The 19,918-nt window shown below is 59.4% G+C and carries 22 protein-coding genes; 2 read left to right on the top strand and 20 right to left on the bottom strand.

Annotated features, from left to right (window positions below; genetic code table 11):
• Positions 1-45 precede the first annotated feature (45 nt).
• The 9 genes from EIY71_RS08075 to EIY71_RS08115 form a co-directional block, all read right to left on the bottom strand.
• Positions 46-651 carry an START domain-containing protein gene (locus EIY71_RS08075; protein ID WP_007950871.1) on the bottom strand — a complete coding sequence of 202 codons (606 nt, stop codon included), beginning with the start codon at positions 649-651 and terminating at the stop codon, positions 46-48.
• 41 nt (positions 652-692) lie between these two features.
• A complete protein-coding gene (locus EIY71_RS08080) occupies positions 693-947 on the bottom strand; it encodes a YkgJ family cysteine cluster protein (RefSeq protein ID WP_085745031.1) in 255 nt (84 codons plus the stop codon).
• A 166-nt stretch (positions 948-1,113) separates the two neighbouring features.
• Positions 1,114-1,593, bottom strand: a complete 480-nt coding sequence (locus tag EIY71_RS08085; RefSeq protein ID WP_085745032.1) for a translation initiation factor 2 — start codon at positions 1,591-1,593, stop codon at positions 1,114-1,116.
• A gap of 74 nt (positions 1,594-1,667) precedes the next feature.
• Positions 1,668-3,107, bottom strand: coding sequence for a PLP-dependent aminotransferase family protein (locus EIY71_RS08090; RefSeq protein WP_007950868.1), 1,440 nt, complete (start codon positions 3,105-3,107; stop codon positions 1,668-1,670).
• Positions 3,108-3,308: 201 nt separating this feature from the next.
• On the bottom strand, positions 3,309-4,121 hold the full coding sequence (locus EIY71_RS08095) for an OmpA family protein (protein ID WP_085745033.1): 813 nt from the start codon (positions 4,119-4,121) through the stop codon (positions 3,309-3,311).
• Positions 4,118-4,474 (bottom strand): DUF4398 domain-containing protein, encoded by a 357-nt coding sequence (locus tag EIY71_RS08100; protein WP_173892743.1) that lies wholly within the window; start codon positions 4,472-4,474, stop codon positions 4,118-4,120. The genes EIY71_RS08095 and EIY71_RS08100 overlap by 4 nt, the downstream gene beginning before the upstream one ends.
• A gap of 9 nt (positions 4,475-4,483) precedes the next feature.
• Positions 4,484-5,320, bottom strand: a complete 837-nt coding sequence (locus EIY71_RS08105) for an ABC transporter substrate-binding protein (RefSeq protein ID WP_085745035.1) — start codon at positions 5,318-5,320, stop codon at positions 4,484-4,486.
• A gap of 80 nt (positions 5,321-5,400) precedes the next feature.
• Positions 5,401-6,330, bottom strand: coding sequence for an electron transfer flavoprotein subunit alpha/FixB family protein (locus EIY71_RS08110; RefSeq protein WP_085647477.1), 930 nt, complete (start codon positions 6,328-6,330; stop codon positions 5,401-5,403).
• Positions 6,331-6,332: 2 nt separating this feature from the next.
• The gene (locus tag EIY71_RS08115) at positions 6,333-7,082 is read right to left on the bottom strand and encodes an electron transfer flavoprotein subunit beta/FixA family protein (protein ID WP_134021282.1); all 750 of its coding nucleotides are present in this window, start codon (positions 7,080-7,082) and stop codon (positions 6,333-6,335) included.
• A 525-nt stretch (positions 7,083-7,607) separates the two neighbouring features.
• Here EIY71_RS08115 and EIY71_RS08120 point away from each other — a divergent pair.
• Positions 7,608-9,272: an electron transfer flavoprotein-ubiquinone oxidoreductase gene (locus tag EIY71_RS08120; protein ID WP_007950858.1), complete on the top strand. Its 1,665-nt coding sequence runs from the start codon at positions 7,608-7,610 to the stop codon at positions 9,270-9,272.
• A 66-nt stretch (positions 9,273-9,338) separates the two neighbouring features.
• On the opposite strand, the gene EIY71_RS08125 is transcribed toward EIY71_RS08120, so the two are convergent.
• Positions 9,339-10,229, bottom strand: a complete 891-nt coding sequence (locus EIY71_RS08125) for an AraC family transcriptional regulator (RefSeq protein WP_007950856.1) — start codon at positions 10,227-10,229, stop codon at positions 9,339-9,341.
• A gap of 191 nt (positions 10,230-10,420) precedes the next feature.
• On the opposite strand from EIY71_RS08125, the gene EIY71_RS08130 reads away from it, so the two are divergent.
• Positions 10,421-11,473 carry an NAD(P)-dependent alcohol dehydrogenase gene (locus tag EIY71_RS08130; protein WP_134021285.1) on the top strand — a complete coding sequence of 351 codons (1,053 nt, stop codon included), beginning with the start codon at positions 10,421-10,423 and terminating at the stop codon, positions 11,471-11,473.
• 4 nt (positions 11,474-11,477) lie between these two features.
• Here the strand turns inward: EIY71_RS08130 and EIY71_RS08135 are convergent, their stop codons facing one another.
• The 10 genes from EIY71_RS08135 to EIY71_RS08185 all read right to left on the bottom strand — a co-directional run bounded on the left by EIY71_RS08135 (position 11,478) and on the right by EIY71_RS08185 (position 19,848).
• On the bottom strand, positions 11,478-12,281 hold the full coding sequence (locus EIY71_RS08135) for an IclR family transcriptional regulator (protein WP_134021288.1): 804 nt from the start codon (positions 12,279-12,281) through the stop codon (positions 11,478-11,480).
• Between the two features lie 60 nt (positions 12,282-12,341).
• Positions 12,342-13,652, bottom strand: a complete 1,311-nt coding sequence (locus tag EIY71_RS08140; RefSeq protein ID WP_085696968.1) for an MFS transporter — start codon at positions 13,650-13,652, stop codon at positions 12,342-12,344.
• Positions 13,653-13,845: 193 nt separating this feature from the next.
• Complete coding sequence (gene dgoD, locus EIY71_RS08150) at positions 13,846-14,994, bottom strand: galactonate dehydratase (protein ID WP_007950849.1); 1,149 nt, start codon at positions 14,992-14,994, stop codon at positions 13,846-13,848.
• 48 nt (positions 14,995-15,042) lie between these two features.
• Positions 15,043-15,663: a 2-dehydro-3-deoxy-6-phosphogalactonate aldolase gene (locus EIY71_RS08155; RefSeq protein WP_085745040.1), complete on the bottom strand. Its 621-nt coding sequence runs from the start codon at positions 15,661-15,663 to the stop codon at positions 15,043-15,045.
• 19 nt (positions 15,664-15,682) lie between these two features.
• Positions 15,683-16,672, bottom strand: coding sequence for a 2-dehydro-3-deoxygalactonokinase (locus tag EIY71_RS08160; RefSeq protein WP_134021291.1), 990 nt, complete (start codon positions 16,670-16,672; stop codon positions 15,683-15,685).
• Positions 16,673-16,820: 148 nt separating this feature from the next.
• Positions 16,821-17,315: a hypothetical protein gene (locus EIY71_RS08165; RefSeq protein WP_129972527.1), complete on the bottom strand. Its 495-nt coding sequence runs from the start codon at positions 17,313-17,315 to the stop codon at positions 16,821-16,823.
• Entirely contained in the window at positions 17,308-18,048 is a 741-nt protein-coding gene (locus tag EIY71_RS08170; protein WP_085745043.1) for an alpha/beta fold hydrolase, read from the bottom strand. Before EIY71_RS08170 ends, EIY71_RS08165 begins: the two co-directional genes overlap by 8 nt.
• 7 nt (positions 18,049-18,055) lie before the next feature.
• Positions 18,056-18,550, bottom strand: coding sequence for a PAAR domain-containing protein (locus EIY71_RS08175; RefSeq protein ID WP_074688083.1), 495 nt, complete (start codon positions 18,548-18,550; stop codon positions 18,056-18,058).
• Positions 18,547-19,209, bottom strand: a complete 663-nt coding sequence (locus EIY71_RS08180; RefSeq protein ID WP_085745044.1) for a hypothetical protein — start codon at positions 19,207-19,209, stop codon at positions 18,547-18,549. Before EIY71_RS08180 ends, EIY71_RS08175 begins: the two co-directional genes overlap by 4 nt.
• Before the next feature lie 159 nt (positions 19,210-19,368).
• Entirely contained in the window at positions 19,369-19,848 is a 480-nt protein-coding gene (locus tag EIY71_RS08185) for a GNAT family N-acetyltransferase (protein ID WP_085607298.1), read from the bottom strand.
• Positions 19,849-19,918 lie beyond the last annotated feature (70 nt).

The raw sequence follows: 19,918 nt of genomic DNA on the forward strand, positions 1-19,918 counted from the left end.
AAAACGCCCCGAGTTCTTCGGGGCGTTTACAGATGAACGCGACAGTTACTTCTCGGCGCGTTCTTTCAAGGCTTTGAGGGTGTTGAACGGTGCATCGACCACAAACTTGTTGGCGATCATCGACGGCACGCTGCCGCCCGGCTCGGTGTGAACCTGATAGGTCACTTCAACCTGGTCGCCTTTTGGTACGAACTTCCAGAAGCCTTTGACTTGAGCAACCCGCACAAAGCCCTTTTCTTCAGGCAGGTACTTCGGCACGCCTTCCAGATTACGGGTCAGGCTGCCATCGGCGCCTTCAACAGTGGTGACATGCAGAATCGAATCGCGCGGAGTCACCGGCCATGGCGTGTTGAACTGAGTGTAGGTCCAGCTCTGGTCGCCTTCGTGCTTGAGCAGTTTCTGGGTCTTGCATTCGTGAATCCAGGCGCAGGCACCGGAAACGTCTTCCTGCAAGGCGCGCAGTTTGGCGATGGTGGTCTTCATCACGGTCACGCCCTGATAAGACTTGTAGTCCGAACCCGGCACTTCGCTCAGGGAGACCTTGATGCCGTCCTCGTTCTTGGCGACTTTCCAGTCTTCAGCCTGGGCGGCCGAGGTGGCCAGCACGGCCGTCAAACCACACAACACAGCGATACGATGCAGCGAACCCATAGTCTTATTCCTTATTGTTGAAGTTCCGTTCGTTTGACACATCACGCCGCCGTCATCTGCTCCCACCAGCCGAGCAGTCTGATCGCGTCGTCCTGGCTGCTGCCGCAGACTTCGGGATCGGCCTTGAATCCTGAACAGACCGCTGGACGTTCCGGTCGGCCGAAAATGTTGCACAGGTTATCGACCGACAACTGAACGCAGCGTTCACCGGCAGGTTTGCCATCGGGCATGCCTGGAATCGGCGAACTGATGGAAGGGGCAATGCAGCAGGCGCCACAGCCTTCACGGCATTTCATGACGACGCATTCCTCGCAGCGGGCAATGTGTTAAAGGGACGCGGAACAGGGTAACCGCTTAAACGGCTGTTTTAAATTGCCTGAACCGGGGTTTTTACGCAGAAACGAAAGTGACTGACCAGTCTCCGACAAAGCGTCTGGTCTGCGGGTCACCGATGGGGACGATTTATTGCTTGAACTCGAAATCCAGCGCCGCGCCTTCGACTTCTCGACGCTCCTCATTGCGCAGTTGCAGCTGCATTTCGTTGCTGAGCAGACGGCCGTTGAGCTGAAACCCGTTGTTCTTGTCACCGAACATTTGCGGCAGAATCGGTTCGCGTTTGGGCAGCGTCACGGAGCCAGGTGGTTTCAATTCCTGAACCATATCTTTGGGCAGGCTCAAATCGAGTTTCGCGGACGGCAACGGCGTCTTGGCCACTTCTTTTGCCGACTTCGACTTGGAAGCGACCGGTGCGCGCTTCTTGGCTGGAGCAGCCTTTTTCTGCGGTGTTTTTTTCGCTGGAACGGTTTTCTTGGCCGTGACCGGTTTTTTCGCGGTAGCGGTGGCCGGCGTCTTTTCCTGCGCCGCAGCCGCCAAAGCGCCGGGCACATGACCCATCAACAGCAAGCAGAACACGACCCAGGCGGCAGAAAATTTCGCTTTCATGAACCCAACGAAGCTAACGGCAGATAGCCATATGCTCGCCTGTTGGACGTCACATGACAAGCGCCCTCAATGTTTCAAAACCCGCCGGCCATCTCCTGGCAGAGCTGGGTCGCCAGCATCCCGAGGGTCATCAGCGCCCGTTCCGCCTCGCGATTCCACGGGATGCCGCAGTTCAACCGGATGCAGTGGTTGAACTGTTCGGTGTTGCTGAAGATCAGGCCTGGCGCAATGCTGATGCCCTGTTGCAGCGCTCGCACGTGCAATTCCTGGGTGTTGACCCGCCCTGGCAGACTGACCCATAGAATGAATCCACCGGTCGGCCGGGTCATCTGAGTGCCTTCCGGAAAATACTGCTGAACCGCCAGCTGGAATGCGCTGAGATTTTTTCGGTATTCCTGGCGGATGTACCTTAAATGCCGGTCATAGCCGCCGTTTTCCAGGTACGCCGCGATGGCCATTTGCGTGACGCTGCACGCCGAATGGGTGCTGAAAGTCTGCAAGCGCTGGATTTCCTGCTGGTACTTGCCGGCGATCATCCAGCCGATGCGCACACCGGGCGATAATGTCTTGGAAAAACTCGAGCAGTAGATCACCCGATCGAGCCGGTCGTAGGCTTTGAGTGATTTTGTGCGACCCTGTTCGAACATCAACTCGCCATAGATGTCGTCTTCGACGATCTGGATGTCGAAGTCCGAGGCCAGTCTCAGCAATTGCTTCTGCCGTTCTTCCGGCATGGTGCCGCCGAGTGGATTGCTCAGACGCGTGGTCAGCACCAGCGCCTTGATCGACCATTGGTTGGCCGCCAGTTGCAGGGCTTCGAGGCTCATGCCGGTGGCAGGATCGCTGGGAATCTCGATGACTTTCAGGCCCAGCAGGTCAGCCAGTTGCAGCAACCCGTAATACGTCGGTGATTCGGCGGCGATCAGGTCACCGGGGCGAGTCAGCACCCGCAACGACATCTGCAAGGCGTCGACGCAACCGTGGGTGATCACCACTTCCGAAGGGTCGACGACAACGCCTGCATCACGCATGCGAATCGCCACCTGGCGGCGCAGCGGCTCGAAACCCGGGCTGAACATGTAGCTGAACGCCCGAGGGCTGTGAAAGCGGGTGACTTTGGCCAGTTGCTGATGCAGGGCGCGCACCGGCAGGTAATCGACACTCGGCACCGCCGCACCCAGCGGGAACACGCCTTCACGACGGGATTCGACCAGCACTTGCTGAATGATGCTGCTGCGGGTGACCAGGCCTGGCCGTTCGACCCGGGCGATGTCCGGCGTGGGCGCCGTCAGTGCGGGAGTCTGGTGCACGTAGTAACCGGACTGCGGCCGCGCGCGGATCAGGCCCTGATCCTCGAGGTTGGCGTAAGCCTGCAATACGGTGGCATGGCTGACGTTGAGCTGCGAACTCATCTTGCGCACCGAAGGCACGCGCTCGCCCGGTTGATAGACGCCACGGCGGATATCTTCGGCCAGCTGTTGAGCAATACGTTGGTAGAGCAAGAGATTGGTCATGACGCAGCACTCGATTTCACGGGCGTTTTATTCTTGTGTGAAACAATACCGGAACAGTTTGGAAGTGTACTGGGACAGTTGCCATATTAGTCAACCATACAGTGCTGTGTCGGTTAAATCTGTACTGCTTTGTGAGGTAATCGACAGACGTAAAAAAGCCCGGCGCTGCCTGACAGCCCGGGCTTTCCAGTAACGCCACCCTCAGCGGGTGGCGCCGAGCTGGCCTTTTTCGTCGGAGAACACGATTTCCACCCGACGGTTCTGCGCACGCCCACGCTCGGAAGCGTTTGCGTCCACCGGGTATTCGTCGCCGTAGCCTTCGACCTGAATGCGTTTTTCGTCGATGCCCAGATCCGTCAGCACGTCCGCTACCGACTGCGCGCGATCGCGGGACAGCTTGAGATTTTCCTGCTTGCCGCCGGTGCTATCGGTGTAGCCCTCGATGCGCACGACGCGTTTCGGGTTGAGTTGCAGAAATTGCACGATCTTCAGCACCACGCGGTTGGCCGAATTTTTCAGTTCGGCTTCGCCGGTATCGAACAGCACGTCACCCAGGGTCATCACCAGGCCACGGTCGGTCTGGGTGGTGGCCAGCGCAACGATCTGCTCTTCCAGCCATTTGCCCTGCTGTTGCACGCTCAGCAGTTTCGACTCGCGCAGGGCCAGTTGCAGGCGCTGGCGTTCAAGTTCCAGTTTCGCTGCGCGTTCTTCGTTGAGCACCTGATTGGTGTGCTCACGGGCGATTTCGCTGTAGCGCTGACTCAGGTAGGCGTAATGCACCACGTCCGAGCCGCTGCCCCAGTACGTCGACAGACGATCGGCACGGGCCAGGGACTCACCGGCGCGAATCACGTCTTTCGGCGCGATACGCAGCACGTTGGAATCTTCCTTGACCTTCTGGAAGTCGGTGCTGGCCTGCTGCAATGCGGATTCACTGTGCTGACCGGCGCAGCCGTACAGGCTGGCGCAACCGGTGAGGATCAGAGCGCCGAGGGTTTTGGACTTCAGGCTCATTGGGCATCCCCCAGTTGCTTGCGCAGTCGGACGATGCGGGTGTTGAGCACATTCACTTGCTCTTCGCTCTTCTGGGTCAACACTTTGGCTTCCGCCAGACGGGCGTCGAGTTCGGCCTGTTCGAGGCGCATCCGCGCATTCTTGTACGATTCGCCGGCCATGCTGCCCTTGGCCCGGTTGAACTTGTCTTCTGCCAGTTTCATTTCCGGCACGTCTTCAGCGGTGGCGCCCACGGCTTTGGCTTGCTCAAGGGCCTGCTCGGTCAGGCGCATTTGTTCGTTGGGTGCCGGATCGCTGGCGCAACCGGCCAGGGCCAGAACGGCCATGGCCGCGAAAAGAAGTCGATTACTCACTAAGAATCCCTACTGTTTTGGGGCGCTGACAGGTGGTTGCGGCGGCTGTTGCTGCTGCGCCTTCCAGCGCTCGATGTTGCGTTGCAGCGCGGCTTCCGTCAGGCCGGACGCGGGCAATTCTGTCATCTTTTTGGCCAGCTGTCCGCGCAACCACGGATCGTTGCAGGCCGAGTTGTGCGAAACCGCGAGGAACAGACCGGGCCGGTCGATGGGTTGTTCAAAAGCCAGCAGATCATTGGCCATGCCCAGTGCCTGCGCGGCTGCCATGCCCGAGTAGCGACCGGCGAGTACATATTCCACCTCGCCCAGCAGAAGTTTCTGAAACGCCTGGGTCAGGTTTGCCGTACGGGTCAGGGTCAATTGCTGCTCGGCGAAAGTGCCGAATGCCGGGGTCATTCGAGACTTTTCCGACAAGCCTCCGGTATGCCCGTGCAGGTCTTTGGCTTCGCTATAGACGAGGGTCGAGCCCTTGCGCGTCCACACCAGGTAATCGTTTTCCAGCAACGGCGGGTGAATGTAGTCGAGGTTTTCCAGCTCATTGAAGGTCAGCGGCGCGTCAGCCAGCATGTCCATGCGCCCGCTGCGCACCTCGTCGAGGGCCTGGGAACGCTTGCCGGCGTACAGCAGATCGACTTTGATCCCGAGCTCTTTCGCCACCTGTTGCAACAGGTCGGCGCTGGCACCGATCAGTTGTTTGGGGTTCTGCGGATCCTGCCAGAGATACGGCGGTGCATCCGGGCTGCCGGTGACGACCAGCCGCTCGCACTTGCCCGCCGCCACCGACAGGCCCGGCAACAATGCCAGCCCCAGTAACCACGAGCAGCCCAACCGACGATGCAGATCCATGGCGAAACGCTCCCACTCAAATCCGAGACAAAAAAAAGCCCGACCAAAAGGTCGGGCTCTTTATAAGTGAAGCGGCCGGATTAGACCAGCTTCTCCAACTCAGGTACGGCTTCGAACAGATCCGCCACCAGGCCGTAATCGGCCACCTGGAAGATCGGTGCTTCTTCGTCCTTGTTGATCGCAACGATCACTTTGGAGTCTTTCATGCCTGCCAGGTGCTGGATCGCGCCGGAGATACCGACGGCGATGTACAGCTGTGGCGCAACGATCTTGCCGGTCTGGCCGACCTGCATGTCGTTCGGTACGAAACCTGCGTCGACCGCGGCGCGGGAAGCACCAACGGCAGCGCCCAGCTTGTCGGCCAGAGCGTACAGGTGTTTGAAGTTGTCGCCGTTCTGCATGCCGCGGCCGCCGGAAACGACGATCTTGGCAGCGGTCAGTTCAGGACGATCGGACTTGGCCAGCTCTTCGCTGACGAAGCTGGAAGTGCCGGCGTTGTGAGCAGCAGCAACGGATTCAACCGAAGCGGAACCGCCTTCAGCGGCAACCGGGTCGAAACCGGTGGCACGCACGGTGATTACTTTGATCGCAGCGGTCGATTGCACGGTAGCGATGGCGTTACCGGCGTAGATCGGACGCTTGAAAGTGTCAGCGCTTTCTACCGAGATGATCTCGGAGATCTGGTCAACGTCCAGCTGGGCAGCAACGCGCGGCAGGATGTTTTTGCCGTTGGAAGTAGCGGCAGCCAGGATGTGGCTGTAGCCAGCGCCCAGTTCGGCTACCAGCGGAGCAACGTTTTCCGGCAGCTGATGCGCGTAGGCAGCATTGTCAGCGTTCAGGACTTTGCTCACACCCGCGATTTTCGCGGCGGCTTCAGCCACGGCGCCAGCGCCCTGGCCTGCAACCAGAACGTGAATGTCGCCGCCGATTTTGGCAGCGGCAGCCACGGTGTTCAGGGTGGCCGGAGCCAGCACCTTGTTGTCGTGTTCGGCGATTACCAAGATAGTCATGATCAGATTACCTTCGCTTCGTTTTTCAGTTTCTCGACCAGTTCAGCCACCGACTTGACCTTGATGCCCGCGCTACGTGCAGCCGGCGCTTCGACTTTCAGGGTCTTGTTGGTGGAGGCGGTGGAAACGCCCAAAGCGTCCGGAGTCAGCACTTCGAGAGGCTTCTTCTTGGCTTTCATGATGTTTGGCAGGGACGCGTAGCGCGGCTCGTTCAAACGCAGGTCGGTGGTGACGATCGCTGGCAGTTTCAGGGAAACGGTCTGCGCGCCGCCGTCGATTTCGCGGGTCACGGCAACGCTGTCGCCGGAAACTTCGACTTTCGAGGCAAAAGTGCCCTGACCGTAGCCGCTCAGTGCAGCGAGCATCTGGCCGGTCTGGTTGTTGTCGCTGTCGATGGCCTGTTTGCCCAGGATCACCAGCTGAGGCTGTTCCTTGTCGACCACGGCCTTGAGCAGCTTGACCACGGCCAGGGAAGTCAGGTCTTCAGCGGATTCGACGAGGATGGCGCGGTCGGCACCCAGAGCCAGTGCGGTACGCAGCTGTTCCTGAGCGGTGGACGGGCCGATGGAGACGACGACGATTTCAGTCGCAACGCCTTTTTCTTTCAGGCGTACGGCTTCTTCCACTGCGATTTCGCAGAACGGGTTCATCGACATCTTGACGTTGGCGAGGTCTACGCCGGAATTGTCCGCCTTGACGCGAACCTTGACGTTGTAATCCACAACGCGTTTGACAGCTACAAGAACCTTCATGGATTCCTCGTTACTCTCCGGTGAAAAGAAAGTCGCCTAGGCGAACCTGGCGGTTGATGCTCATCGGGCACAAGGGCACCTCTAAAAACGCCGGCTGAGCGGGATGACCGTTCGTCAGTCGTGACCGACGAGTCATGCCGCTTTGCGGTGTGTAAACTGCGCGCCGAACCTGCGCTGCGCATCACCGGTTACCGCCTACGCCCTGTCTTTAGAGGTGCTCTTGAAACCACCATTCAGCCTACGGCGAGCGCAAAACCGCCCGTATCTTGACCGGAACGCCCATTCTGGTCAATACGCCAAAATGCCCTGTCATAAGCCGCGCTTCTTTGATTTCTCTGGGCTGGAGCCGATTCAAACAAACGTTTGTATTGGACGCTAAGAGTGGTGTAGATATAATGCGCCGCCTAGAGAGAAAGGTGGTTTGCCCATTATTAGCCTTGACGTTAACGTAAAGGCAATAACGGATACGACACCGAACCTCCAAATTAGAAAAAAAACTGTTGAGCCTTGAGTAGGAGATAGCCTGTGGAACGCGAATACATGGAATTCGACGTGGTCATCGTCGGTGCCGGCCCCGCTGGCCTGTCCGCCGCCTGCCGTCTGAAGCAGAAGGCCGCCGAAGCCGGTAAGGAAATCAGCGTCTGCGTGGTCGAAAAAGGCTCCGAAGTCGGCGCACACATCCTGTCCGGTGCCGTGTTCGAACCGCGCGCTCTGAACGAACTGTTCCCGGACTGGAAAGAACTCGGCGCCCCGCTGAACACGCCCGTCACCCGCGATGACATCTTCGTGCTGAAAAACGCCGAAAGCGCGCAAAAAATTCCTGACTTCTTTGTGCCCAAGACCATGCACAACGAAGGCAACTACATTATCTCCCTCGGCAACCTGTGCCGCTGGCTCGCTCAGCAGGCCGAAAACCTGGGCGTGGAAATCTACCCGGGCTTCGCCGCTCAGGAAGCGTTGATCGATGAAAACGGCGTGGTACGCGGGATCATCACCGGCGACCTCGGCGTCGACCGCGAAGGTCATCCGAAAGAAGGTCTGTACACCCCGGGCATGGAACTGCGTGGCAAATACACACTGTTCGCCGAAGGCTGCCGTGGCCACATCGGCAAGCAACTGATCAAGCGCTACAACCTCGACAGCGATGCCGACGCCCAGCACTACGGCATCGGCCTGAAGGAAATCTGGGAAATCGACCCGGCCAAACACCAGCCGGGCCTGGTGGTGCACACCGCCGGTTGGCCGATGGACATCATGGGCACCGAGAACACCGGCGGCTCCTTCCTCTATCACCTGGAAAACAATCAGGTGGTAGTCGGTCTGATCGTCGATCTTTCCTACAGCAACACCTACCTGTCGCCGTTCGACGAATTCCAGCGCCTCAAGCATCACCCGGTGCTCAAGCAATATCTGGAAGGCGGCAAGCGCATCAGCTACGGCGCTCGCGCAATCTGCAAGGGTGGCCTGAACTCGCTGCCGAAAATGGTCTTCAAGGGCGGCGCGCTGATCGGTTGCGATCTCGGCACCCTGAACTTCGCCAAGATCAAGGGCAGCCACACCGCGATGAAGTCCGGCATGCTCGCCGCCGAGTCCGTGGCCGACGCGCTGTTCGCTGAAAAGGACGGCACCGAAGAGCTGACCACCTACGTCGACGCGTTCAAGAAGAGCTGGCTCTACGAAGAACTGTTCGCCAGCCGCAACTTCGGCCCGGCGATCCACAAGTTCGGCGCTATCGTCGGCGGCGGTTTCAACTGGCTGGATCAGAACATCTTCGGCGGCAAACTGCCGTTCACCCTGCACGACACCAAGCCGGACTACGCCTGCCTCAAGCTCGCGGCCGACTGCAAGAAGATCGACTACCCGAAACCCGACGGCAAGATCAGTTTCGACAAGCTGAGCTCGGTGTTCATCTCCGGTACCAACCATGAAGAAGAACAGCCGTGCCACCTGAAACTGACCGACCCGACCATCCCGCTGAGCAAGAACCTGCCGCTGTATGACGAGCCGGCACAGCGCTATTGCCCGGCCGGCGTGTATGAAGTGATCACCAAGGAAGACGGCGAGAAACGCTTCCAGATCAACGCCCAGAACTGCGTGCACTGCAAGACCTGTGACATCAAGGATCCTTCGCAGAACATCACCTGGGTGACGCCGGAAGGCGCCGGCGGCCCGACCTACCCGAACATGTAAGTCGAATTGCTGAACATCAAGGCTCCCTTTATGGGGGCCTTTTTGTTGCCCGCGATTTGTACAGGATCAAGCCGCGCGCTCATCCCCCGGACTGCGCTCGAAATAGCGTTTGTACTCGCGACTGAACTGCGACGTGCTCTGATACCCCACCCGATGCGCCACCTGCGCCACTCCCAGTCCTTCGGCGATCAACAACGTCTGCGCCTTCAACAAACGTAAACGCTTCAGATACTGCACTGGCGACAGCAACGTGCTGCGTTTGAAATGCTCATGAAAGGTCGAAACGCTCATGTTCGCGCAACTGGCCAGCGTCTCGACGTTCAACGGTTCGGTGTAGTGCGAGTGCAAATGGCTGATCGAAGCCGCCACCCGGGCAAACTGCCCCTGCTGCTCCACCAATGCCCGCAACACATCAGCCTGAGGTCCGCGCAACGCCACGAACAATAACTCTCGTACACGCGCCGGCCCGAGAATCTGGCATTCCAGCGGATCGTGCAGACAGCGCAACAAGCGCTCGACGCATCCGCGCATGTCATCGTCGAGCACCACCGAGGTCATCGACTCCGGGGTCTGCGCCGGAATATGCCGCCCCGGCGCCAACCCCATGGCCAGCACCAGTTCGCCGAGCAGCACCCGGTCGATCGCCACCGACACACCGAGCAACGGCGCATCCGGCAACGCGTAGGTCTCGCACTCGAACGGCACCGGCAACGCCTGGATCAGATAATGCCCGGCGCCGTACTCCATGGTGCGCGGCCCCAGATACGCCAGTTTGCTGCCCTGGGCGATGATCATCAGGCTCGGTTCATAAATGTGCGGGCCACGGGCGACGTCGCAACTGGCGCGCAACACCTGCACGCCCGGCAGCCCGGTCTGGCTGTAACCATCGCGCAGCGCCAGCGGTTCGATCAGCGAAACCAGGGTGGCGTTGGCATCAAGGTGACGGGTCAATTGCATCGGGTGGCTCTTCAGAAAAAATCACGGAAAAAGGGATAAAAGCATCATCGCAGATCCTTTTGCCAATGCGACCGATCAACCCCGCATGCCGGAGGATTAGGCATGACACCCGGAGGAATCGCCATGGCCGGACGACCGGACGGCGCCCAGAATGCGCCGCCTCACCTGTCACTGCTTTTGCGAGGTTTCACATGTACACCGCCATCGGCTATGCCGCTCAAACGGCCACCACGCCCCTCGCCCCGATGAAGTTCGAACGCCGCAGCCCTCGAGCTGACGACGTCGCCATCGAAATCCTGTACTGCGGCGTCTGCCACTCCGACATCCACCAGGCGCGCAACGAATGGGGCATCGCCGTTTACCCGTTGATGCCCGGCCACGAGATCGTCGGAAAAGTCACCGCCGTCGGTGCGAATGTTACCAAGCACAAGGTCGGCGATCTGGTCGGCGTCGGCTGCATGGTCGACTCCTGCCGCACCTGCGAAGCCTGCCAGTCGAACCTTGAGCAATACTGCCTCGAAGGCCCGACCATGACTTATGCCACGCCCGACCGGGTCGACGGCAGCAACACCATGGGCGGTTATTCGGACAGCATCGTGGTCAACGAACACTTCGTGGTGCGCATTCCCGAGAAGCTGGATCTGGCGGCTGCCGCACCGATTCTCTGCGCCGGCATCACCACCTACTCGCCGCTCAAACACTACGGTGTAAAGGCCGGCGACAAGGTCGGGATTCTCGGCATGGGCGGCCTCGGTCACATGGGCATCAAGTTCGCCAAGGCCATGGGCGCTGAAGTGACGCTGTTCACCCGTTCGGCAAGCAAGGCTGAGGAAGGTCGTCGCCAGGGCGCCGATCACGTGATCGTCTCCACCGACGAAGAGCAGATGAAAGCTGCAGCCGGTCGTTTCGACTTCCTGCTGGACACCATTCCGGTCCAGCACGATCTCAACCCGTACCTCGACACCCTGCGCTTCGACGGCGTGCACATTCTGGTGGGTCTGATCGAACCGATCGATCCGCCGGTACACGCCGCGAAACTGGTGCTGGGTCGTCGCGTATTGGCCGGTTCGTTGATCGGTGGCGTCGCCGAAACCCAGGAAGTGCTGGATTTCTGCGCCGAACACAACATCAGCTGCGACATCGAAATGCTCGACATCCGCCAGATCAACGAAGCCTACGCGCGGATGATCGCTGGCGACGTGAAGTATCGTTTCGTCATCGACATGGCGACTCTGAAGCTCTGATTCCTCAGACCTTCAAGCCAAGTTCTGCCGAGAGCCGGGCCGTGACCCCTTTGATCAGGGGAATCAGCTCGGCCATTTTTTCCAGCGGCATGTACGGCACGGTGCTGGCGATGCTGATCGCCGCGACGATGCGCTTGCTCGCGTCGCGGATCGGCGCCGCCACGCAACGGATCGACGGTTCGTTGTCTTCCAGATCGAACGCGTAGCCGCCGGCCACGTACTCGGTCATCCGTTGCTCCAGCTGCTCCCACGATTGATGGGGATGCTGCGGCCAGAACTGACTTTTCCCACCCGCCGGCAGACTGATGTCGTACAGACGCTGCCAGTCCTGCGGCGCGTCATCCAGCATCAAGGCTTTGCCGATCCCGGTCCGCGCCAGCGGCATGCGATGGCCGACCCGCGAGCGCATTTCCGGGCCGTTGCGCCCCGGATTCTTCAACAGGTACAGCACCTCGTCGCCTTCACGAATTCCCAGGTGAACGGTGTCGCCGGTCAGCGCCGACAACTCGTCCAGATAAGGCCCGGCCAACGTCACCAGCGGCAACTCTTCACGCGCCTGGAAACCCAGTTCGATCAACTTCGGCCCCAGCAGATAACCGACTTGCGGCACGACGCGCAGGTAGCGCTCGTCCACCAGACAACTGGCCAGACGATGGGTGGTGCTGCGTGTGGTACCGATCAGGCGGGCAATCTCTTTGAGATCGCGGGCGCCACTGGCGACGGCCTGCACCACACCCAACCCGCGAAGCAGAGTCTGGGTGCCGGTTGGCGCGGCGTCCTTGGCGGTTTTTGGGGCGTCTTCCTGCATATCCAGCCTTTAGCGTTGAGCGAGGGAACGGGCGGCATTATGGTCGCCCGACATAGCCGACTACAACTCGATGCGCTCGACCTTGCCCACCAGCAGCACGTAGGACAAAGCACCGATCAATGCCAGAACCGCGATGTAGGTGATCGCCGGCGCGAACGAATCGCCACTGGCCAGGAAGCCGATGACAATCGGCGTGGCAATCGCCGACAGGTTGCCGATGAAGTTGAACACCCCGCCGGTCAAGCCCAGCAACCGCGCCGGCGCCAGTGTCGAGACCAGCGACCAGGTGATCGATGCCAAGCCGTTACCGAAAAACGCCAGCGCCAGGAAGGCAATCACCAGCGGCGTCGATTCAACGAAGTTGGCGCCGATGATCGAGGTGGAAATCAACAGCCCGCCAATGATCGGCAACTTGCGCGCAAACCCGACGGTGCAGCCACGGCGAATCAGGAAGTCGGAAAAGAACCCGGAGCACAGCACGCCGATGAACGCGGCGAGAAACGGCAGCGACGCCAGCAGACCGGACTTGATGAAGTCCATGCCGCGATATTTCACCAGGTAGGTCGGGAACCACGTCAGGAAAAACCACAGCGTCGAGTTCAGGCAGAACTGGCCGAGGTAGATCCCCCACAACTTGCGTTTGCTGAGGACGATGCCGAGATCGGTCCAGCTGAATTTCGCCTTCACTTTGGCGGTTTCGGCGGCGATATCCACCAACCCGCCGCCCTCGCGAATCAGGTCGATTTCGCCCTGGTTGGCGCCTTTGAAATCACGTGGTTCGCGATACACCGCGTACCAGATCGCCGCCCACACGATGCCCACCGCGCCGGTCACGACAAACACCATGTGCCAGCCAAATTCATGTTGCAGCCACGCCAGCACCGGGGTCAGAAACGCCAGCCCGACAAACTGCCCGGAGGTATAGAAGCCGATGGCCGTGGCCCGTTCACGCTCGGGGAACCAGGTCGTCACCACACGGCTGTTGATCGGATACGCCGGTGCTTCCAGCGCACCGACCGCCATGCGCAGCACGAACAGGGCGATAAAACTGGCCGCGAAACCGAGCATCACCGTGGCCAGCGACCACAACAGCAGCGCGACGCTATAAAGAATGCGCGGCGGCACCCGATCCACCAGCCAGCCGCCGGGGATCTGCATGGCGGCGTAGGTCCAGCCGAACGCCGAGAAGATCAGCCCGACGTGCACCGGGTCGATGCCCAGATCCGTCGTCAGCGCCGGGGCGGCAATCGACAGGTTGCTGCGGTCGAGGTAGTTGATGACCACGGTGATGAACAGCAACACCATGATGAAAAATCGCTTGCGGCTGGGCGTGACTAACGTCGCTTGCCCGGTGAGGGTTTGCGGTTGCATGGGGAGCGCCTCTTCTTATGTTTATTGAGGTCGGATTTAGCAGGCGAGATCGTTCCCACGCTCTGCGTGGGAATGCCTCTATGGACGCTCTGCGTCCGCTCTTGGGACGCAGAGCGTCCCGGGCTGCATTCCCACGCGGAGCGTGGGAACGATCTCGTAGTTCTCGTCGAGCTCACGGCAGAGAATCAGCGACTCACCACTCGGCAAAACTGCCATCGGCATGGCGCCAGATCGGGTTGCGCCAGCGGTGGCCGACCGCCGCGCGTTCGATCACGTATTCCTCGTTGATCTCGATCCCCAGGCCCGGGCCGTTGGGGATCTTCACGAAGCCTTTGTCGTAATCGAACACCCGTGGATCCTTCACATAGTCGAGCAGGTCATTGCTCTCGTTGTAATGGATGCCCAGGCTCTGCTCCTGGATAAACGCGTTGTAACAAGCGGCGTCCAGTTGCAGACACGCCGCCAGCGCGATCGGCCCCAGCGGGCAATGCAGCGCCAGTGCCACGTCGTAGGCTTCAGCCATGTTGGCGATCTTGCGGGTCTCGGTGATGCCGCCGGCGTGGGAGGCATCCGGCTGGATGATGTCGACGTAACCTTCGCTCAACACCCGTTTAAAGTCCCACCGCGAAAACAGCCGCTCACCGAGCGCAATCGGGGTGCTGGTCAGCGGTGCCAATTCTTTCAGCGCTTCGTAGTTTTCGCTGAGCACCGGCTCTTCGATGAACATCAGTTTGTACGGGTCAAGTTCCTTCATCAGCACCTTGGCCATGGGTTTGTGCACCCGGCCATGGAAGTCGACACCGATACCGACATTCGGCCCCACCGCATCACGCACGGCGGCAACGTTGGCCAGTGCCAGATCGACTTTTTCGAAGGTATCGAGGAATTGCAGCTCTTCGGTGCCGTTCATTTTCACCGCAGTGAAACCACGACCCACCGCTTCTTTCGCCGCCCGCGCAGTGTCCGCCGGACGGTCGCCGCCGATCCACGAATACACACGGATCTTGTCCCGCACCTGACCGCCGAGCAGATCGCTGACCGACACGCCCAGCGCCTTGCCCTTGATATCCCACAGCGCCTGATCGATGCCGGCCAATGCGCTCATATGGATCGCGCCGCCGCGGTAGAAGCCGCCGCGGTACAGCACGGTCCAGATGTCTTCGATATTGCGTGGGTCTTTGCCGATCAGGTAGTCGGACAATTCCTCGACCGCTGCAGCAACCGTGTGGGCCCGGCCCTCGACCACGGGCTCGCCCCAACCGGTCACGCCCTCGTCGGTTTCGACTTTCAGGAAGCACCAGCGCGGCGGGACGATGAAGGTGGTGAGTTTGGTGATTTTCATCTGCTTGTCTCTCTTGTTAGATGCAGCGCACACAGCGCCGGAAAAGTCTTAGCGAAGGGCTTTCCAGGCCGCCACGTAGGCCTTGGCATTGGCCGCCACTTGCTCAGTCGTCATGCCCGGTTTGAACAGCCCGGACCCGAGGCCGAAGCCTTTGACGCCGGCGTCGATGAAGGCCTGCATGTTGTCCGGCGTGATGCCGCCGACCGGCGCCAGAATCGTCCCGACCGGCAACACCGCCAGCCAGGCTTTCACCACTGCCGGCCCCATCTGTTCGGCCGGGAACAGCTTGAGAATGTCCGCGCCCTCCTCCAGCGCCGCGAAGGCTTCGGTCGGTGTGGCAACGCCCGGCGACAGGTACAGCCCCGCCGCTTTCGCTGCCCGCAACACCTTGGCATCGCTGTGGGGCATGACGATGACTTGGCCGCCAGCCTCCTTCACCCGTTCGACCTGTTCCGGGGTCAGCACCGTGCCGGCACCGATCAGGCAATCGGCGGGCAGGGTCTTACGCAGGATGCGAATGCTTTCGTACGGCGCAGGGGAATTGAGCGGTACTTCGATGACGCGAAATCCGGCCGCATACAGGACTTCTCCGACAGCAGCGGCTTCCTGCGGATGCAGGCCGCGCAGGATCGCGATCAGACCGTTTTGCGCCAGTGCTTGCTTGAGCATGTCAGGCCTCCAGTCAGGGTTAACGGGATGAGGAATCGATCAGTCCGGCGGCGAGCGCCAGTTGCCACAGACCACGCTCGGTGGCTTGCTCGGCCAGGGTCACCCGGGCAAAACCGCAGGCGTCGAGGGCCCGGCTGTAGCGGGCGCACAACTGCGCGTTGCCGATGAGGATGATCGAAGGAAGATGTGTGCTGTTGCGTCGGCGCCGTTGCACGGCGGCCAGCGCCGTCAGTTCATGGCCGATCAGCAGGCCGGACAGATAGTCCGGTTGAGCGGTGGCGCTGAGTTCACCGGTCAGGCCCAGGCTGCGGGCGCTGAACAGGGTCGACAGCACGCCGATGTCGCCCTCAGCCGACAACGCCACCTGCACGCCGCGATCGGAGGCCTCGGCGTCGAACGTCGCGCTGTGCTGTTGGGTACGGCCGAGAATGCTGTGTTCGCTGAGCACGGCGAACACTTCGCCGGTCATGAAGGTGTCGAAGCGGGTGATGCAGCCGTCGGCCACTTCCACCCATTTCGAATGACTGCCCGGCAGGCCGATCAGCAGATCGTTGCCCGCCTCGACCGGCAGATTCTGCAGGACGCCGAGGACCTGGGTTTCTTCGCCGCGCATCACGTTCGGCAGCGTCGAGCGCTGAATCACACCCGGCACGATGTGCACATCGACACCGCGAAGACTGCGAACGGTTTGCAGGGATTTTCCGAGATCGGCGACGTTGGCCGGCGTATCGCGGTAGGACGCTTCGCGCCAGCCCTGAGCGCTGCCGACCATGCCACAAGCGATCACCGGCAAGCCGGGTTGCGCGTCGAGCCAGTCGCCGCACGCCTCGTCGAACGCCAGTTCAAAACCCTCGGCGCATTCACGACCGTTGATGACCCGCGGCGTCTTCGGCAACTGCATGATCCCGAACGACAGCGACCGCTGCGCCAGCACCTGCCCGCCCGCCGCGAGTTTGTAAGCACGTAGTGAGGTCGTCCCCCAATCGAGCGCGATCAATTGCGCCAGCATCGCTTCACCTGTTTTGTTATTGGCAGTGAGTGAGCTGGACTATAGACCTCCCAGATGGAAAATCTCAATATGTAATTTTGCATCCCATATTTTGGGATTCGAATTCCTAAAAAATCGGACAGCTAGCTGAGCAGCAATCGCAGCCCGTTTAAAACTTATCGATCTCTCTTAACAGATCTGCCGTTGGAACCTTCATGTCCTCCGACAAATATATTTTATAGGAGTAGGAATTAATTCTGACCTTACAGACAATAGACTCTCGGCCCACTAATAAAGACCTCAACGCCTCACCTTCAATGATTTTTTCACTGGTATCGTTTTTTCTTTCGAAAAATAAAACATCCGCCCTGAAAACCGGCCCGGCACTCGAAATTTCAGGCTCGATAAAACCCTCACCATATCGACCCGCAGAGTGAGTTGCCGAAAAATCAAAATCGCCCTCAAAAGAACACATCAGCGTCTGGCTTATTTTTGATTTGAAAAGATTGACAACATCAACATCGGACGAGAAACGCACCTGATAAATGGCCCTATCCAAATAACGTTCAACACCAACGTATTGTAAATGAGCAATGGGCTTGCCATGATTTATCGCACAGGAAGTGCAAAGCAAGAAAGCCATGCATAAAATTATATTACGCACATTTCCGTCCTTTAAAATGAGTAACAACAACCTGCATCAAAGCGTCTCTGGCCGAGATGCCACTTTGCAGGACTGATGTGTAGATAACCCAGGCATCGGCGTGATTCACATTCACTCGCCCGTTCATATTGGGCCCACTTTTCATATCCCATTGCTCTCCAAAATCGGCTACGAGATCGGAAAAATTCCAGTCTTTGGCATCGGCTCTGACGTTAACCCAATATTCCGCCTTCGGCTTCGGTTCCTGACGGTAGATGCTAGAAACCCCCCACACGATTTTTCCTTCGCCAACCGGATCGAGTGTAACCAGACACGGAATTCGATACCCCTTATCAGTCAATACAGCTGACAGGTGCGCACCATTCCAACCGCCCAAGCTATGCCCAATTATATATACAGGCGTGGTCACATCAGCAATCTTCTCCAGCACATTCTTTTTTAGATCATCATCACTAATAAAATAGTTATAACCAATATGGTGGGCATCATAATTATCAGAACAAATACCCTCAGCCTCCATATCCCTAACGAACACCTTCATGACGTCAGCAACGTTATTATTGGGGCCTGTGCCGTAATAACTTTCTTTATCACCCGCACCACCCACAAAAAACAGAACAATCTTTTTGGGAGTGATCGTGGCCTGCTTGACTGTTCCGTCCGTTTTGCAGGTCAGGTCGTGGGTCACGACCAGTCTTTTACACCCTTTCAGAGCAGGATTTTCAGCTGTCATACGTTTCCTACTCCACGAACAGCTTGATCGACTCAGGCAAATGCGAACTCACCGTATGGGTGAAGCCCGCGTCATTGGTTACGCCGTGCTCCACGCTCCCATCAGCGCGTTGAATCGCGTAAGGGTGATTTGGCATGGGCTCACCAGTAATTTCGTTAATCACCTGCATCCGATCATTGAAATGCACCGGCATCGGCAACAACCCACTAAACGCCGCCCCTCCCCCGCTCTGTCCAATAATCACCGTCCCCGACCCACCGACTACGACATTGCCATGCCCGCCGGTGCTGTCGAGCATCGCGGCATTCAGGCCGTTGATGAAGACCGTGGCGGAAACACCGCCGGTGATCGGGCTGCCGCACGCCGATTTATCGGTCATTCGCGCAGCGGGGAGTCCGTCGAAGAACACGTCCGGCGAACCGGAGACGATCGGGTTGTTGCCGTGGCCCGGCAGTGGGCAGGCGGTTGGGTCGGTGACGCGTGCAGCGGGTTTGCCACTCAATTCAAAGCTCCTTGCTTCAGAGGTTCCGGGTGAGGCTGATAGAGATCGACGTCGGTCGCGGCGAAACGCCAGCGGTTGTCGACGGAATCAAACAGCGCGTGACAATGCTCGCGGCTGTTCGGAGGTGTAAGGGTTTGCAGTTGTTGCCAGGCTTCATCGGCAAACCAGTTCAACTCGGCGGATGTAGCGTCGTCGAGTTGGTTGAGCCAGGTGTTGTAGCCGGTCAGTCGATGCTGGTCGTAGGTGGTTTGCAGCAGCTCGGCCATCTGCGGGCCGAGTTCCAGATAACGCTCGGCTGTCCAGCGGCCGGTTTGCGAGTAGACATACCAGCCCATCGGCGACAGCACGCTTTGGTGGAAAATCGATTGTCCCGCAGGCGCGACAAAACCGCAGCACACGTGCAGGGTCAGCCAGCCTTGATGTGCATCGATGAATCCGTTCGGATCGAACGTGCGCAGCGGTATCACGCGGTAGTCGTCGAAGCCCGCACTGCGTGACATCAGCTCGGCATCGAGGCGCGAGACAAACGCACGGATGGCCTTGCCCCCCAGGCGGTTGAGGGTGCAGAGGATGTCCACCGGTTGGCGGTTCGGGTTGTCGCTTGAGCCGAGGTTTTTGACCAGGCCGTACAGACGGATCGACGCCCGTAGTCCGCTCATCGCCGGTCACTCGTTGACGCAGCGAAGGCTCCACGGGCGTGGAGAAAGAGTGCCAGAGGCATTGCAGGTGTCGTCCGTGAGCGCGCAAAAATGGCGCGTAGAATGCCGGATCAGAGCGGTTTGGACAATCGAATCAGCAATCAGATTGCCACTATTTGTTCAGCCCTCGGCAAATTCGCGCAATACCTTGCCATCCATGCGATAACGCACCCACTCTTCCTGCGGCTGGGCGCCGAGGGATTTGTAGAATTCGATGGCCGGGGTGTTCCAGTCCAGCACGCTCCATTCGAACCGGCCACAGTCGTTGGCGCAGGCGATTTTCGCGAGGTGGCGCAGCAGGGTTTTGCCGGCGCCGCCGCCCCGTTGTTCCGGAGTGATGTACAGGTCTTCGAGGTACAGGCAGTTGCTGCCCAGCCAGGTCGAATAGCTGAAGAAGAACACCGCGAAACCGATCGGTACGCCATCGCGCAGGCAGATCAGACCGTGGGCCGTGGCGCCTTCGCTGAACAGGCTGCGCTCGATGTCGGCGACGCTGGCGATGACTTCGTGACGGGCCTTTTCGAAGTCTGCCAATTCGGTGATGAACGCGAGGATTTGCGGTGCATCGCTGGGGGTCGCCGGGCGGATTTCGATCGTCATGGACGGGCCTTGTCGGAAAAAGGAAAACGCCATACTAAGGCGCCGCGCGGCGCTCGTCACATGGCAATCC

It is taken from the genome of Pseudomonas sp. CH235, assembly GCF_004368175.1.
GTDB classification, from domain to species: domain Bacteria; phylum Pseudomonadota; class Gammaproteobacteria; order Pseudomonadales; family Pseudomonadaceae; genus Aquipseudomonas; species Aquipseudomonas paraglycinae.

Excerpts from the sequence above, each read along its gene's own strand:
- EIY71_RS08125 (WP_007950856.1), bottom strand. The coding sequence starts at position 10,229 with ATGCAATTGACCCGTCACCTTGATGCCAACGCCACCCTGGTTTCGCTG.
- EIY71_RS08140 (WP_085696968.1), bottom strand. The coding sequence starts at position 13,652 with ATGCAACCGCAAACCCTCACCGGGCAAGCGACGTTAGTCACGCCCAGC.
- EIY71_RS08135 (WP_134021288.1), bottom strand. The coding sequence starts at position 12,281 with ATGCAGGAAGACGCCCCAAAAACCGCCAAGGACGCCGCGCCAACCGGC.
- EIY71_RS08170 (WP_085745043.1), bottom strand. The coding sequence starts at position 18,048 with ATGACAGCTGAAAATCCTGCTCTGAAAGGGTGTAAAAGACTGGTCGTG.
- EIY71_RS08180 (WP_085745044.1), bottom strand. The coding sequence starts at position 19,209 with ATGAGCGGACTACGGGCGTCGATCCGTCTGTACGGCCTGGTCAAAAAC.
- EIY71_RS08155 (WP_085745040.1), bottom strand. The coding sequence starts at position 15,663 with ATGCTCAAGCAAGCACTGGCGCAAAACGGTCTGATCGCGATCCTGCGC.
- EIY71_RS08090 (WP_007950868.1), bottom strand. The coding sequence starts at position 3,107 with ATGACCAATCTCTTGCTCTACCAACGTATTGCTCAACAGCTGGCCGAA.
- EIY71_RS08160 (WP_134021291.1), bottom strand. The coding sequence starts at position 16,672 with ATGCTGGCGCAATTGATCGCGCTCGATTGGGGGACGACCTCACTACGT.
- EIY71_RS08130 (WP_134021285.1), top strand. The coding sequence starts at position 10,421 with ATGTACACCGCCATCGGCTATGCCGCTCAAACGGCCACCACGCCCCTC.
- EIY71_RS08115 (WP_134021282.1), bottom strand. The coding sequence starts at position 7,082 with ATGAAGGTTCTTGTAGCTGTCAAACGCGTTGTGGATTACAACGTCAAG.
- EIY71_RS08105 (WP_085745035.1), bottom strand. The coding sequence starts at position 5,320 with ATGGATCTGCATCGTCGGTTGGGCTGCTCGTGGTTACTGGGGCTGGCA.
- EIY71_RS08110 (WP_085647477.1), bottom strand. The coding sequence starts at position 6,330 with ATGACTATCTTGGTAATCGCCGAACACGACAACAAGGTGCTGGCTCCG.
- EIY71_RS08075 (WP_007950871.1), bottom strand. The coding sequence starts at position 651 with ATGGGTTCGCTGCATCGTATCGCTGTGTTGTGTGGTTTGACGGCCGTG.
- EIY71_RS08185 (WP_085607298.1), bottom strand. The coding sequence starts at position 19,848 with ATGACGATCGAAATCCGCCCGGCGACCCCCAGCGATGCACCGCAAATC.
- EIY71_RS08085 (WP_085745032.1), bottom strand. The coding sequence starts at position 1,593 with ATGAAAGCGAAATTTTCTGCCGCCTGGGTCGTGTTCTGCTTGCTGTTG.
- EIY71_RS08095 (WP_085745033.1), bottom strand. The coding sequence starts at position 4,121 with ATGAGCCTGAAGTCCAAAACCCTCGGCGCTCTGATCCTCACCGGTTGC.
- dgoD (WP_007950849.1), bottom strand. The coding sequence starts at position 14,994 with ATGAAAATCACCAAACTCACCACCTTCATCGTCCCGCCGCGCTGGTGC.
- EIY71_RS08080 (WP_085745031.1), bottom strand. The coding sequence starts at position 947 with ATGAAATGCCGTGAAGGCTGTGGCGCCTGCTGCATTGCCCCTTCCATC.